14 protein-coding genes are annotated in these 13,316 nt (G+C 59.7%); 10 read left to right on the top strand and 4 right to left on the bottom strand.

Annotation, left to right across the window (positions count from 1 at the left end; all coding sequences use genetic code 11):
- Positions 1 to 3: 3 nt before the first annotated feature.
- Entirely contained in the window at positions 4 to 897 is an 894-nt protein-coding gene (locus NYR50_RS22525) for an amino acid ABC transporter substrate-binding protein (protein ID WP_418138089.1), read from the top strand.
- 71 nt (positions 898 to 968) lie between these two features.
- Positions 969 to 1,871 (top strand): amino acid ABC transporter substrate-binding protein, encoded by a 903-nt coding sequence (locus NYR50_RS22520; protein WP_418138088.1) that lies wholly within the window; start codon positions 969 to 971, stop codon positions 1,869 to 1,871.
- Between the two features lie 40 nt (positions 1,872 to 1,911).
- Here NYR50_RS22520 and minE read toward each other — a convergent pair whose 3' ends face one another.
- Genes minE through minC form a run of 3 tightly spaced genes read right to left on the bottom strand, consistent with a single transcriptional unit; the run spans position 1,912 to position 3,748 of the window.
- Positions 1,912 to 2,172 carry a cell division topological specificity factor MinE gene (gene minE, locus NYR50_RS22515; protein WP_418138087.1) on the bottom strand — a complete coding sequence of 87 codons (261 nt, stop codon included), beginning with the start codon at positions 2,170 to 2,172 and terminating at the stop codon, positions 1,912 to 1,914.
- Positions 2,169 to 2,984 carry a septum site-determining protein MinD gene (gene minD, locus NYR50_RS22510; RefSeq protein ID WP_418138086.1) on the bottom strand — a complete coding sequence of 272 codons (816 nt, stop codon included), beginning with the start codon at positions 2,982 to 2,984 and terminating at the stop codon, positions 2,169 to 2,171. The genes minE and minD overlap by 4 nt, the downstream gene beginning before the upstream one ends.
- 35 nt (positions 2,985 to 3,019) lie before the next feature.
- On the bottom strand, positions 3,020 to 3,748 hold the full coding sequence (gene minC / locus NYR50_RS22505) for a septum site-determining protein MinC (RefSeq protein ID WP_035257422.1): 729 nt from the start codon (positions 3,746 to 3,748) through the stop codon (positions 3,020 to 3,022).
- Positions 3,749 to 4,147: 399 nt separating this feature from the next.
- Here minC and NYR50_RS22500 point away from each other — a divergent pair, with 399 nt between their 5' ends.
- The 7 genes from NYR50_RS22500 (at position 4,148) to uxuA (ending at position 11,158) form a co-directional block, all read left to right on the top strand.
- Positions 4,148 to 4,834 carry an HAD family hydrolase gene (locus NYR50_RS22500; RefSeq protein ID WP_418138085.1) on the top strand — a complete coding sequence of 229 codons (687 nt, stop codon included), beginning with the start codon at positions 4,148 to 4,150 and terminating at the stop codon, positions 4,832 to 4,834.
- A gap of 167 nt (positions 4,835 to 5,001) precedes the next feature.
- Positions 5,002 to 5,718, top strand: a complete 717-nt coding sequence (locus NYR50_RS22495) for a FadR/GntR family transcriptional regulator (protein WP_174009804.1) — start codon at positions 5,002 to 5,004, stop codon at positions 5,716 to 5,718.
- Positions 5,719 to 5,779: 61 nt separating this feature from the next.
- Positions 5,780 to 6,754, top strand: a complete 975-nt coding sequence (locus NYR50_RS22490; protein ID WP_418138084.1) for a sialic acid TRAP transporter substrate-binding protein SiaP — start codon at positions 5,780 to 5,782, stop codon at positions 6,752 to 6,754.
- A gap of 76 nt (positions 6,755 to 6,830) precedes the next feature.
- Complete coding sequence (locus tag NYR50_RS22485; protein ID WP_080814263.1) at positions 6,831 to 7,406, top strand: TRAP transporter small permease; 576 nt, start codon at positions 6,831 to 6,833, stop codon at positions 7,404 to 7,406.
- 3 nt (positions 7,407 to 7,409) lie between these two features.
- Positions 7,410 to 8,816 carry a TRAP transporter large permease gene (locus tag NYR50_RS22480; protein WP_418138083.1) on the top strand — a complete coding sequence of 469 codons (1,407 nt, stop codon included), beginning with the start codon at positions 7,410 to 7,412 and terminating at the stop codon, positions 8,814 to 8,816.
- Positions 8,817 to 8,886: 70 nt separating this feature from the next.
- Positions 8,887 to 9,933 (top strand): L-idonate 5-dehydrogenase, encoded by a 1,047-nt coding sequence (locus NYR50_RS22475; RefSeq protein WP_418138082.1) that lies wholly within the window; start codon positions 8,887 to 8,889, stop codon positions 9,931 to 9,933.
- 16 nt (positions 9,934 to 9,949) lie between these two features.
- Complete coding sequence (gene uxuA, locus NYR50_RS22470; RefSeq protein ID WP_418138081.1) at positions 9,950 to 11,158, top strand: mannonate dehydratase; 1,209 nt, start codon at positions 9,950 to 9,952, stop codon at positions 11,156 to 11,158.
- A 27-nt stretch (positions 11,159 to 11,185) separates the two neighbouring features.
- Here the strand turns inward: uxuA and NYR50_RS22465 are convergent, their stop codons facing one another.
- Entirely contained in the window at positions 11,186 to 11,539 is a 354-nt protein-coding gene (locus tag NYR50_RS22465; protein WP_418138080.1) for an antibiotic resistance protein VanZ, read from the bottom strand.
- A 243-nt stretch (positions 11,540 to 11,782) separates the two neighbouring features.
- On the opposite strand from NYR50_RS22465, the gene NYR50_RS22460 reads away from it, so the two are divergent.
- Complete coding sequence (locus NYR50_RS22460) at positions 11,783 to 13,294, top strand: aldehyde dehydrogenase (NADP(+)) (protein WP_418138079.1); 1,512 nt, start codon at positions 11,783 to 11,785, stop codon at positions 13,292 to 13,294.
- Positions 13,295 to 13,316: the final 22 nt, after the last annotated feature.

Genomic DNA, 13,316 nt, shown 5'->3' with positions numbered 1-13,316 from the left:
AATATGCGCCTTTCAGTATTTTGCCTTTTCCTCACATGCTTTGCCCCTGTTAGTGCGTTGCAGGCCGCCGACGAAGGCGACACGCTGCAGCAGATCGCCAAAACCGCCAAGATCCGCATCGGCTATCGCGAGGCGGAGCCACCCTTTTCCTATCAATTGCCCAATGGCGAGGTTACCGGCTTCTCGACCGATCTCTGTCGGGCAATCAGCGAGGATATTCGCAGGAAACTCAATCTCGACAAGATCGAGCTCGAATATGTCAAGGCAACCCCCGCGACCCGCTTCATTCTTGTCCGTAGCGGCCAGATCGACATTGAATGCGCCGCCACGACCAATAATAGCGAACGTCGCAAGATCGTCGATTTCTCCTATCCCAATTTCATGACCGCGACGCAGTTTCTTTCCCGCAAGCAGGACAATCTGAAAAGCCTTGCCGATCTCGCCGGGCGATCCGTCACATCCGCTTCCGGCACCGTCAATATCGAACAGCTCAATGCCGTGAACCGGGCGAAGAACCTCAATATCTCTGTCATGCCGACCAAGACCAATGAAGAAGCCTTCGACCTCGTTGTTGCCGGCAAGGCCTCCGCCTTCGTGATGGACGGTATATTGCTGGCGGCGCTGGCGGCGACCTCGGAAAATCCGGACCTTTACGCACTCTCCGAGGAAACGCTGAGCGCGCCCGAACCCTATGGTCTGGTTTTCCGGCGGAACGACCCCGCGTTCAAGGCAGCGGTCAATGATAGTCTTCGACATATCTACACCAGTTCGACCATTCACGGCCTTTATGAAAAGTGGTTCACCAAACCCATTCCGCCGAATGGCATGAACCTGAACCTGCCGATGGCCGCCTCCCTGAAACAGGCCTACGACCATCCGAGCGAATACCAGGACTGAAAGCGCAATACGCCGAACCGCATTGATTTGATGACGATGTTTTAACGGATTATTTTAGCTGGAGATGCGCGATGCAGAGATCGACATTGTGGCTTTTGTTGTTTTTCCTGAGCTTTCCGCCCGTGGCGGCGGCCAGCGACAATGCCCAACCACCAACACTTGAAACCATTGCCAAGACAGGCACGATCCGGCTCGGTTATGCCGATCGCAATATTCCCTTCTCCTATCTCGGCACCGGCCCGGAGCCGATCGGCTACAGCATAGAGCTTTGCCTGAGGGTGGTAGATTCGATCAAGAAAAAGCTCGCTCTGCCCGGGCTGAAGGTCGAGTTCGTCAAGCGCACGCCCAGCAACCGCATCATGCTTCTCAATGACGGCACCATGGACATGGAATGCGTGGCGAGCACCAACACGGAGGAAAGGCGCAAGGCCGTCTGGTTTTCCTACAGCCACTTCATCACAGGCACGCGTTATGTCGCGCTGAAATCGAGCGGCCTGAACACCGTCGCCGATCTTGCCGGGCGAACGGTGGTGGTGACGACAGGCACCATCAATATCAGCCAGCTCAACGTGCTCAATCGCAAACTGGGAATGAACATCGCCGTCCTGCAGAATGACAGCACGGAGGGCAGTTTCGATATGGTGACGGAAAACCGCGCCTCTGCCTTCGTCATGGACGATATCCTCCTTCGATCCTTCGTCGCCGAGACCGGCAGGCCCGAAGATTACGTCATTTCGAACGAATATCTCGCCCCGCCGCAGCCCTATGGCCTGATGTTGCGGCACGGCGATACCGGCTTCCGGGACGCCGTCAACGAAGCGCTGGGGCAGATTTATGAAAGCGGCGAAATCGACAGAATCTACGACAAATGGTTCAACGCGCCGATCCCGCCGAACGGCATCAACCTGAAACGGCCGCTGCCCGGCGATCTGGCCGAAGCATTTCGAAGACCCGTGGATACAACGGCAGAATAAAAAACGCCGCCTGAAGGGGGCGGCGTCCTTTTGAAATGTTTTATGCAGCGCGCAGATCGGTGCCCAGCGGGATTTCGACATCGATCTCCAATATGGAGAAATGTTCGTCGCGATCCATCTTCACGTGCACACGGTCGCCATCGATTTGCACATGCCTGGCGATGACGGCGAGAATCTCTTCCCGGAGGACGGCGACGAGATCGGTTCCCGACGACGCCCTTTCGTGGGCGAGCAGCACCTGCAGGCGTTCGCGCGCAAGCGGTGCTGACTTCTGTTTACGGAAGATACTGAAGATGCTCATGCAGCCCTCCTTGCGAAGATCTTGGAGAAGATGCCACGCTTCTCGCCCGGGATGACGACCGGAATATCCTCGCCGGAGAGGCGGCGGGCGGCGTCGAAATAGGCCATGGCCGGCGCGCAACGGGCATCCGCCAGCGTGACAGGCGCACCGACGTTCGAAGCGCGCAGCACATCCGTGCTTTCCGGAATGATACCGAGCAGCGGAATGGAGAGGATTTCGAGAACGTCATCCACCTTCAACATGTCGCCGCGTTCGGCGCGGACGGCATCATAACGCGTCAGGAGCAGGTGCTTTTCCATGCGCTCGCCGCGCTCGGCCTTCAGCGTCTTGGAATCGAGCAGGCCAATGATGCGATCGCTGTCACGCACCGAAGAGACTTCCGGATTGGTGACGACGACAGCCACATCCGCATGGCGCATGGCCAGCGTTGCGCCGCGTTCGATACCGGCCGGGCTGTCGCAGATCACCCAGTCGAAGTGCTTTTTCAACTCGGCGATGACCCATTCAACACCTTCCGGCGTCAGATTGTCCTTGTCGCGGGTCTGCGAGGCCGGCAGAAGGAACAGCGTCTCGAGGCGCTTGTCGCGGATCAGCGCCTGCGTCAGCTTGGCATCACCCTGGATGACGTTGACGAGATCGTAAACCACGCGGCGTTCAGCACCCATGACGAGATCGAGATTGCGCAGCCCGACGTCAAAATCGACGACCACGACCTTCTCTTTGTTCTGCGCCAATGCGGCGCCAAGCGCTGCGGTCGAGGTGGTCTTGCCGACCCCGCCCTTGCCGGAAGTTACAACGACTACCTTCCCCATATGGCTCTCTCCTGTTCCTGTTCGTTTCTCTATTATCAGCCGAGTTTTGCGGCCTTGATCGTATCGTTTTCAAGCCAGAGCTGAACGGGCTGGCCGCGCAGCTTGTCGTCAATGTCCTCGGCAACCTTGTAGACGCCGTCGATGGCCAGAAGCTCGGCCTCCAGCTTGCGGCAGAAGATGCGCGCCGAGACATTGCCGAGCGAACCGGCCATGGCCCGTCCGCGCAGCGCACCGTAAATATGCACCGAACCGCCGGCGATGATTTCAGCGCCCGAGGCGACCGAACCGATGACGGTGACGTCACCTTCCGGGAACATGATCGACTGGCCCGAGCGCACCGGCTCGTTGATGACCAGTGACTGCACCACGGCGCGGACCTCGCCCGAAGCGTGCGGCTTGTCTTCCGGCAATTCGGCAGCCACGGCGACCGGCTCCACCTCGACATCGGAAGCAGGCTTGCCACCCTTCAGCGACGGCGGCATACCCGGCTCGATCATCGAAGGGCGAACACCCTCGATGCCCATGATGCCAACATTGCGTTCTCTCAGCGCCGCCAGCAGTTCCTTCAGGCCCGCCTTGTCGAGCGACAGCTCCGACACGTCGAGAACCACCGGCCGCGATAGGAAGAACCCGGCCGAGCGGGCAGCCAGATCATCAAGCCTTTCGAGCCATTGATCGACCGGAGATTCGGGGGACAGGACGACCGCGAGGAAGGAGCGGCCTTTGATACGGATCGAACGCTGGTCTGTTAGCACTTTGGTCATCTTGGTAAACAAATCGTTGACAATTAGGTACCTCGAATATGGTTAACAAATGGTTAACGCAGCCCCTGAAGCGGTGAATTCGTTAATAAAATTGCGCTTGCAAAAGCCTTCGCGCAAAACATTCGAAAACAGCTGTTACGCCTTGAATTCATGTCAATGCCTTGCAAATGAAGACGCATGATAGCAGTGCATCCTTGCTGCAAGCTGACGCCTCTTTGCAGCAGACACTCCTCGCCCTCCCCTGCTTCCCGACTCGACTCGCAGGCATCACGCAGCGTCCGATTCTGGAACAACACTCAAGAGACGATCATCTGCTTGAGGCAGCCGAAAAGCGATTCCGTTATGCCGCGTGATACTGTAGATACGGGCTGTACCCGAGAGTTCCAACGGAAGAATGAGATGCACAGCAAAGTCCCACCGCAGACCCAGATATTTTCGCAAGAGTTCGCGGCCTTCCTGTTCGACATGGATGGAACGCTGGTCAATTCGATAGCCGTTGTCGAGCGCGTCTGGCGGGAGTGGGCCGTTGCAAACGGTATCGAGCCGATTGCTTTCCTGCGGCGCATCCACGGCATGCGGGCTTCCGAGGTGATCCGTCGCGAGGCAGTTCCCGGCCTCGATGTGGATGCCGAGGCCGACATGATATTGCGCGCCGAGATGGATGATGTGGAGGGCATCATTCCGATACCGGGCGCCGCGGCTTTTCTCGCGTCTTTGCCGGCGGGAAAATGGGCCATCGTCACCTCCGCCGTGCGTGAACTGGCGGAAAAACGGCTCGCGGCGGCCGGCATCACACCGCCACCCGTGATGATCTGCGCGGACGATGTGGTCAACGGCAAGCCCGATCCCGAAGGTTACCGGAAGGCCGCCGAAAGGCTCGGCGTTGCTCCGGAAAGCTGCGTCGTCTTCGAAGATGCGCCGGCGGGCATCCAGGCCGGCGAACGCATGGGGGCTGCGGTGGTGGTCATCAACGTGACCCATTCCCACCCGATCGAGACGCCGCATCTTGCCATCGGCAGTTACGGTGAACTGGGTGTGGTGACCGACGAGAATGGTGGCCTGAAGCTGACCAGCAGCAAAGCCTGAAGAGCTGCCGGCGACCACCGACCGGCTGAGCCGCCCTCAAGCATAACCTGTAAGCTTTTCCAAAACGGCTAATTGACAGCCTCTCATAAATACGTCCTAATAAAATTGGTAAGACCATCTTACCGCTTGCGCGAACGGGGGGAGACCTTCGCGCTGGGAGGGACATCATGTTTGTGGCTCTGGAGCCGCGCCGCCTTTACCGGCTGGTCGCGGAACAAATTCGCTTGCTCATCGAGAGCGGGGAACTGACGGACGGTCAGCGCCTGCCAGCGGAACGCGACCTTGCGGAACGCTTCGGCGTCTCGCGCCCGACCGTTCGTGAAGCCCTTATCGTTCTGGAAGTGGAAGGCCACATCCATATCCGGATGGGGTCGGGCGTTTACGTCAGCGCTGCCGGCCGGCAGGCGCGGGAAAAATCGCCCATGCCGGACGCGCATGGCCCATTCGAAATCCTGCAGGCCCGCTGCATCATCGAGAGCGCGATTGCCGAGGAAGCCGCGCGGCTTGCGACGCCGGAATGTATCGCAAAGCTCGATGACATCATCGAACGTATGGCCGCCGCGCTCGACAGTTCGCCACAGGCGCTCAATTTCGACCGAGCCTTCCACACCGCCATTGCCGACATCATCGGCAATTCGGCGCTCAATCGTTTTACCGGCCTGATTTACGACGAGCGCAGCCTGTCTCCTTTTTTCGAAAAGCTCGCCAGCTATTTCGAGGGCCCGCACACCTGGAGCCTCGCCGTGCAGGAACATCGCGCGATCCGCGACGCCATTGCCGCCAACGACCCGGAAGGGGCTCGTGAGGCGATGCGGCAGCATCTGACGCTGTCGCAAAAGAGATTTTCCGAAAGTTTCGGAGAGGAAACGATCGGAGAAGAGTGACCGCGCCGTGCTCGGCGACGGTAAAAACAGAAATCTGGCTTTAATTCGGGAGGAGTTAAGAATGAAAATCAGATTGTCGACTTTGATGGGCGCAACAGCCGCCATCCTGCTTTCCGCCCTCGCGGCGCAGGCACAGACAGCGCTGAAATGGGCGCATGTTTACGAAACCTCCGAACCGTTCCACACGGATTCGGTCTGGGCCGCGGAAGAGATCGCCAAACGCACCGAGGGCCGCTACAAGATCGATGTGTTTCCGGCATCGCAGCTTGGCAAGGAAGCCGATATCAACCAGGGTCTGAAACTCGGCACGGTCGATATCATCATTTCCGGATCGAGCTTTGCCGCGCGTGACTTCAAGCCGATCGGCGTCACCTATTTCCCCTATATCTTCCGCGATCCGAGCCATCTGATCGCCTATACCAAGAGCGATGTCTTCAAGAAGCTCGCGAAAGGTTATGAGGACAAGACCGGCAACCACATCGTCGCCGTCAGCTATTACGGGACTCGCCACACAACGTCGAACCGGCCGATTGAAAAATGCGGCGACATGGCTGGCCTGAAGATGCGCGTTCCCGATGTTCCGGCCTATCTGGCGATGCCGCGTGCCTGCGGCGCCAATACGACGCCGATTGCCTTTGCGGAAGTCTATCTGGCGCTTCAGAACGGCACCGTCGAGGCCCAGGAAAACCCGCTGACGACGATCGAGGCGAAGAAATTCTACGAGGTGCAGAAGAACATCGTTCTGACAGGCCATATCGTCGACCATCTCAACACGCTGGTTTCCAAAACCCGCTGGGCGAGCCTCTCGGATGAGGACAAGAAAATCTTCACCGAGGTGATGCAGGAGGCGGCAGCCCGCACGACGAAAACGATCGAAGCCCGTGAAAAGGCCCTCGTCGACGAATTTAAGTCGAAGGGCATCACGGTTGCGGAAGTCGACAAGGCCGACTTCGAGAAAAACGTGGTCGAAAAGGTAAAGCTTGAAGACTTCGGTTACGACAAGGCCGATTGGGAGGCCATCCGCGCCATCAAGTGATGTTTGAGCCTATCCCGGCACTATTCCCGGTGCCGGGATATCGCCAACCGAGACCCTTGAACTGGAGTTCCTGCCAATGACTGACCAGCAGCACACGCCCGTCAGCGTGGAAGAAATGGCGCATGCCTTCGAGGAGGAAAACGGCCCGGTCGACCTTTCGCCCTATGCGGTGGAAGACTGGATAACGCTTGCCGTGTTCTGGGGCATGGGCCTTTGCGTCTTCCTGCAATTCTTCACCCGTTACGTCCTCAACAACAGCTTCGCCTGGACGGAAGAAATAGCCGCCAACTGCCTCGTTGTGGTCGTCTTCCTCGGCTCGGTCATGTGCGTGCGCATGTTCCGCCATATTCACGTCGACCTGATCTACCGCTTCGTGCCGAAAGCCGTCGGGCGGATTCTGGAACTGATCGTTGATCTCATCACCATCGGTTTCTTTGCCTATATCACCTGGCTGATGTGGCGTTACCTGGAAATCGTCGGCGATGAGCGCATGGTCACGGTCGATCTGCCGCGCGGTATCGTCTTTTATACCGTTTTCGCCGCTTTCGCGCTGATGTTCCTGCGTGCCCTGCACAATTTCATCAAGGACATCACTGGCAAGCAAACCGTGCGTGAAAAGGCTCAGGAAGCCGTCAGCACACAGGGAATCTAGGCCATGCTCCTGCTTATCGGTTCATTTCTGCTGCTTCTCCTCATCGGCACGCCTGTCGCCGTGTCGATGGCCGTCAGCTCGCTGCTCTATCTCGTCCTTTATGACGTGGCACCCGATATCATCGCTGCCCAGCGCATGATCGCCGGCGTCGAAAGTTTTCCGCTCATCGCCGTTCCCTTCTTTATCCTCGCCGGCAATCTGATGAACATCGCCGGGGTGACAAGCCGCATCTACCGTTTCGCTCTGGCGCTTGTCGGCTGGATGAAGGGTGGCCTGGCGCAGGTCAACATCATCGGCTCCGTGGTTTTTTCCGGCATGTCGGGCACCGCACTTGCGGACGCGGCGGGCATCGGCACCATCGAGATCAAGGCCATGAAAGATCACGGTTATCCCGTTGATGCGGCGGTCGGCGTCACTGCCGCCTCGGCAACGCTCGGCCCGATTTTTCCGCCGTCACTGCCCTTCGTCATCTACGGCATGATGGCCAACGCCTCGATCGGCGCATTGTTCATGGCCGGTATCATCCCCGGCGTCGTCATGACCGTGCTGATGATGGTGACCGTTTATATTTTCGCAAAACGAAAGGGCTGGGGGTCCGACACACCGTTCGAATTGAAACAGCTGCTCCAAGCCTCCATGGAAATAGTGATCGTCTTCAGCTTCCCGGTCGCTATCTATCTGATGATCCTTGCGGGGCTGTCGATCAACATTGCGGTTCTCTTAGGCCTTGCCGTACTTGTCGCACTCGACTGGTATTATGACTTTTCCGCCGTGATGGCGCTGATGACGCCGGTGCTTCTGATCGGCGGCATGACCATGGGCTGGTTCACGCCAACCGAAGCGGCGGTCGCCGCGGTGCTGTGGTCGCTGTTCCTCGGGCTGGTGCGTTACCGCACCATGACGTTCAGGACATTGGCGAAGGCCAGCTTCGACACGGTGGAAACAACGGCTTCCGTGCTCTTCATCGTCACGGCCGCGTCAATTTTCGCATGGCTGCTGACGGTAAGCCAGGCGGCGCAGCTGTTCTCCGACTTCATGTTCTCGATGACGGACAACTGGTGGACTTTCCTGATCATCGTCAACATCCTGCTCCTAATCGTCGGCGCCTTTCTCGACACCATTGCCGCCATCAGCATTCTCGTACCGATTCTGATGCCGGTCGCCACCCGCTACGGTATCGATCCCGTCCATCTCGGCCTCATTGTAACGCTGAACCTGATGATCGGTCTTCTGACCCCACCGGTTGGCATGGTGTTGTTCGTTTTGTCACGTATTTCAAAAATGTCGGTGGAGCGCACAACGCTTGCCATTCTGCCCTGGATGATCCCGCTTTTCGTGGCGCTGGCGCTGATCACCTTCATTCCGGCGATTACGCTGTGGTTACCGACCCAGCTCGGCCTTATCCGCTGATTGAGCAAGCCCTGCGCGGCGTGTTGCCGCGCAGTTTCTCCAATATGAGTGTACCCAAAAGGATTACGTCATGCAGACACGCGTGGCACGTCTATATTCCCGTGAAGATATCCGCGTCGAAACGCAGGACGTTGCGGCCCCCGGCCCCGGCGAAGTGTTGCTGACCATGGCGGCAGGCGGCATCTGTGGCTCCGATCTGCATTATTATCAGGATGGCGGTTTCGGCCCGGTGCGGGTGCGCGAGCCGATCATCTGCGGCCATGAGGCATCCGGCCATATCGCGGCTTTGGGCGCGGGTGTCAGCGGACTGACCATCGGCCAGCTCGTCGCCGTCAATCCATCGCAGCCCTGCGGCCATTGCCAGTTCTGCCTGAAGGGCCAGCCGATCCATTGCCTCGACATGCGCTTCATGGGCAGCGCCATGCGCCTGCCGCACGAACAGGGCATGTTCCGCGACCGGCTGGTGGTTCCGGCAAAACAATGCGCGACATTTTCCGACGCCACCTCGCCCGCCGAGGCCGCCTGTACCGAGCCGCTTGCGGTGTGCCTGCATGCCGTCGCGCAGGCTGGCGATCTGACGGGTGCGACGGTACTGGTGACCGGCGCCGGCCCCATCGGCCTCCTCACCATAGCCGCCGCCCGCCAGGCGGGTGCCGGCATCATCGTCGCGACCGATCTCACCGATGCGGCACTGGAGCGCGCACCCGCCATGGGTGCCGACCGCACCATCAATGTCGCAAAGGACGCCGATGCGCTTTTGCCCTACCAGGACAACAAGGGTTATTTCGACGTCATTTTCGATTGCTCCGCCGCCGGCCCCGCGCTCCGCTCCGCCTTCGCCTGCGTTCGCCCACGCGGCACCATCGTGCAGGTGGGGGTGACAGGCGACGTCACCATTCCGCTTAATGCGCTGGTGGGCAAAGAGATTGTCTGGCGCGGCTCGCAGCGTTTCCATGAGGAATTCGCCATTGCCGCCGGGCTCATCTCGTCGCGCAAAATCGATGTGCGACCGATAATTTCCCACAGCTTCCCGCTTGGTGAAGCGAAAGCGGCATTCGAACAGGCCGGAGACCGCTCCGCCGCCTGCAAGGTACAACTGACATTTTCCGCAGACTGATATTTGAGGATCAAAGATGAGACATACATGGCGCTGGTTCGGTCCGGTCGACAAGGTCACGGTTCAGGATGCGGCTCAGGCGGGCGCGGAAGGCATCGTCAGCGCGCTGCATCACATAGCAACCGGCGATGTCTGGCCGGTGGACGAAATCACCAAACGGCATGAGGCGATCAAGGCCGGCGGGCTTTATTGGGACGTGGTGGAAAGCGTGCCGGTTTCCGAGGATATCAAGACCCAGACCGGCGACTGGAAAAATCACATCGCCAACTGGCAGGAGACGCTACGCCGCCTCTCCGCCTCCGGCATCCACACCGTTTGTTACAATTTCATGCCGGTGCTGGACTGGACGCGCACCGACCTGCGTTGGGAGACCAGACATGGCGCAAGGGCGATGCGCTTCGATCTCACCGATTTCGCCGCTTTCGACATTCATATTCTGAAACGCCCCGACGCAAAGGCCGATTATCCTGACTGGCTGCTGGAGGAAGCGGCAAAACGTTTTGCCGAGATGCCGGATACGAAAATCGCCGCTCTGGGGCGCAATATCGGTGCGGGCCTGCCCGGTTCGGCGGATGGTTATACGCTCGCCCAGCTTCTGGAAAAGCTGCGCTCCTATCACGGCATCAACCGGGAGAGACTGCAGCAGAACTTGATCGACTTTCTCTGCGAAGTGACGCCGGTTGCGGAAGAGGTCGGCATCAACATCTGCGCCCATGGCGACGATCCGCCATGGCCGCTGCTCGGCCTGCCGCGCATTCTGTCAACGGAAGCGGACTACGCCCATATGCTGTCTCAGGTCGACAGCCGCGCCAATGGCGTGACGCTGTGCACCGGCTCTCTCGGGGCGCGCGCCGATAACGATCTGCCCTTCATCGCCGGCCGTTTTGCCGATCGTATTCATTTCGTGCATCTGCGCAATGTGACGCGCGATACCGATACCGTTCCCTGCTCCTTCTTCGAGGACGAACATCTGGAGGGCGGAACCGATATGGTCGCAGTCATCGCCGCACTCATCACCGAAGAGGCCCGACGCCGGGCGGAGGGCCGCGACGACCATACCATTCCGATGCGGCCCGACCACGGACAGGAAATCCTCGACGACCTGACGCGCGGCGCGCAGCCCGGTTATCCCGCCATCGGCCGGCTGAAGGGGCTGGCGGAACTGCGCGGCATTGAGCGCACGCTATCGCACGACCGTTTTGGCTTTGCTACCGTCAAAGGCTGAGCGGGAAAATTGACCACGGGCAATACATCAGCCTGCGGCCAACCGCGCACGGAAAGTGAGATAGGAGAAGGTTGCCAGTCCGCCGGCAACCGCTCCCGCGGCTTTCACGGCGGCGTCCATCAGATGCGGGTGGCGTGTCGGCGAGAGGAATTGCAACGCCTCGATACCGAACGCCGCGACAATACCCGCCCCGATGATCGCCAGCCAATAACGCGGATAGGCCAGCACGAAGGCACCCGAACAGAAGGCGAAGGCGGCCGCGCGGTCGAGGCCAACACTCGTCAGCGTGTGCGGACGAAAGCCGATCGGGCAGATTGTAACGATCACGATCAGTAGAAGAACCGACCAGGCGATATATTTTGGAAGTCTGTTTGTCATCATGGCGTAACAATAGAGTGCCACCCGCGCAAACGGAAGCACGTCTTTTTCACGCCTCGCCCAATTAATCACACTTTTTGGTCAGATAGTTCAAAAACCGGCTTTCGCTCAGGCCCCACACGGGCTAAGGCAGAAGGCAACCGGACGAGGATCGTGGCTGATGGCCTTGGCGCTGTCGCCTCTCGGTGCGATGTCACGGTATCGGTGGATTTTCCACACAGGATCAGATTTTCAGGGAAGAGCACAATGAGTTTCAAGCCGCATGGCAAACATCTGGTTGCAGGAGAATGGGTCGCAACGGAAGCAAAATTCCGCAGTGAGCCTGCACATGGCGAAGCTTTCGATTTTTCGGTCGGCACCGTCGATCTGGTGAATGCAGCCGCAGAAGCAGCCGAAGAGGCCTTCTGGAGCTACGGCTACACCACCCGCGAAGAGCGCGCCGCTTTCCTCGACACCATCGCCGATGAGATCGAAGCCCGCGCCGACGCCATCACCGAAATCGGCTCGTCCGAGACCGGCCTGCCTGCTGGACGCCTTCAGGGTGAACGTGGCCGCACCGTTGGTCAGCTTCGCCTTTTCGCATCGCATATCCGCAAGGGCGATTATCTCGACCGCCGCCATGACGAAGCCCTGCCGGATCGCCAGCCGCTGCCGCGCCCGGATATCCGCCTGATGCAGCGTCCGATCGGCCCCGTCGCCGTCTTCGGCGCCTCCAACTTCCCGCTCGCCTTCTCCACGGCCGGTGGTGATACGGCCGCCGCTCTGGCAGCCGGTTGCCCCGTGGTCGTCAAGGGCCATTCCGCCCATCCCGGCACCGGTGAAATCGTTGCCGAAGCCGTTCTCGCCGCCGTCAAGAAGCACAATCTGCATCCCGGCGTCTTCTCGCTGATCCAGGGCGGTCGCCGCGATGTCGGTTCCGCACTCGTGCAGCATCCGCGCATCAAGGCGGTCGGTTTCACCGGCTCGCTCGCCGGCGGCCGTGCGCTGTTCGATCTCTGCGCCCAGCGCCCCGAGCCGATCCCCTTCTTCGGCGAACTCGGTTCCGTCAACCCGATGTTCCTGCTGCCGGAAGCTGTTGCCAACCGTGGTGAAGCAATCGCCAAGGGCTGGGCCGGTTCGCTCACCATGGGTGCGGGCCAGTTCTGCACCAATCCCGGCATCGCCGTCATTCTCTCCGAACAGGCGGACGCCGTGGCTGAAACCGCCCGTGCAGCACTTTCCGAAGTCGGCCCGCAGGTCATGCTGACCGACGGCATCGCCGCCGCCTATCGCGATGGCCGTGACCGTATCGCTGCCGGCAACGGCGTGCGCGACGTGCTGACGACCACCTGCAATCTGCGCAATGCAACGCCTTATCTCTACCGTGTTGCCGGCAAGGATTGGGTTGCCAACCACGCGCTTGCTGAAGAAGTCTTCGGACCGCTCGGCCTGATCGTGACTGTTGATAGCGCAGAAGAAATGCTTGAAGTCGCCAAGAGCTTCGAAGGCCAGCTGACGGCAACCATGCATCTGGATGCCGGCGACGCCGAACTCGGCCGCAAGCTGCTGCCGATCCTGGAGCGCAAGGCCGGCCGCGTTCTCGCCAACGGCTTCCCGACCGGCGTGGAAGTGTCCGAAGCCATGGTTCACGGTGGCCCCTACCCGGCCTCGACGAACTTCGGCGCGACCTCTGTCGGCACCTTGTCGATCCGCCGCTTCATGCGCCCGGTTTCCTACCAGAACATCCCTTCGGACGTTCTGCCCGAAGACATCCGCTAAACAAAAGGGAAGGCGCAAAAGC

Source organism: Agrobacterium sp. El2ro-1b, assembly GCF_048298475.1.
Lineage (GTDB): Bacteria > Pseudomonadota > Alphaproteobacteria > Rhizobiales > Rhizobiaceae > Agrobacterium > Agrobacterium fabrum.
The sequence above is the reverse complement of the archived record's forward strand: the minus strand, read 5'-3'. Positions and strand labels throughout refer to the sequence as shown.

Coding starts and splice junctions, on each gene's coding strand:
- NYR50_RS22525 (WP_418138089.1), top strand. CDS start 4: ATGCGCCTTTCAGTATTTTGCCTTTTCCTCACATGCTTTGCCCCTGTT.
- NYR50_RS22520 (WP_418138088.1), top strand. CDS start 969: ATGCAGAGATCGACATTGTGGCTTTTGTTGTTTTTCCTGAGCTTTCCG.
- minE (WP_418138087.1), bottom strand. CDS start 2,172: ATGAGCATCTTCAGTATCTTCCGTAAACAGAAGTCAGCACCGCTTGCG.
- minD (WP_418138086.1), bottom strand. CDS start 2,984: ATGGGGAAGGTAGTCGTTGTAACTTCCGGCAAGGGCGGGGTCGGCAAG.
- minC (WP_035257422.1), bottom strand. CDS start 3,748: ATGACCAAAGTGCTAACAGACCAGCGTTCGATCCGTATCAAAGGCCGC.
- NYR50_RS22500 (WP_418138085.1), top strand. CDS start 4,148: ATGCACAGCAAAGTCCCACCGCAGACCCAGATATTTTCGCAAGAGTTC.
- NYR50_RS22495 (WP_174009804.1), top strand. CDS start 5,002: ATGTTTGTGGCTCTGGAGCCGCGCCGCCTTTACCGGCTGGTCGCGGAA.
- NYR50_RS22490 (WP_418138084.1), top strand. CDS start 5,780: ATGAAAATCAGATTGTCGACTTTGATGGGCGCAACAGCCGCCATCCTG.
- NYR50_RS22485 (WP_080814263.1), top strand. CDS start 6,831: ATGACTGACCAGCAGCACACGCCCGTCAGCGTGGAAGAAATGGCGCAT.
- NYR50_RS22480 (WP_418138083.1), top strand. CDS start 7,410: ATGCTCCTGCTTATCGGTTCATTTCTGCTGCTTCTCCTCATCGGCACG.
- NYR50_RS22475 (WP_418138082.1), top strand. CDS start 8,887: ATGCAGACACGCGTGGCACGTCTATATTCCCGTGAAGATATCCGCGTC.
- uxuA (WP_418138081.1), top strand. CDS start 9,950: ATGAGACATACATGGCGCTGGTTCGGTCCGGTCGACAAGGTCACGGTT.
- NYR50_RS22465 (WP_418138080.1), bottom strand. CDS start 11,539: ATGATGACAAACAGACTTCCAAAATATATCGCCTGGTCGGTTCTTCTA.
- NYR50_RS22460 (WP_418138079.1), top strand. CDS start 11,783: ATGAGTTTCAAGCCGCATGGCAAACATCTGGTTGCAGGAGAATGGGTC.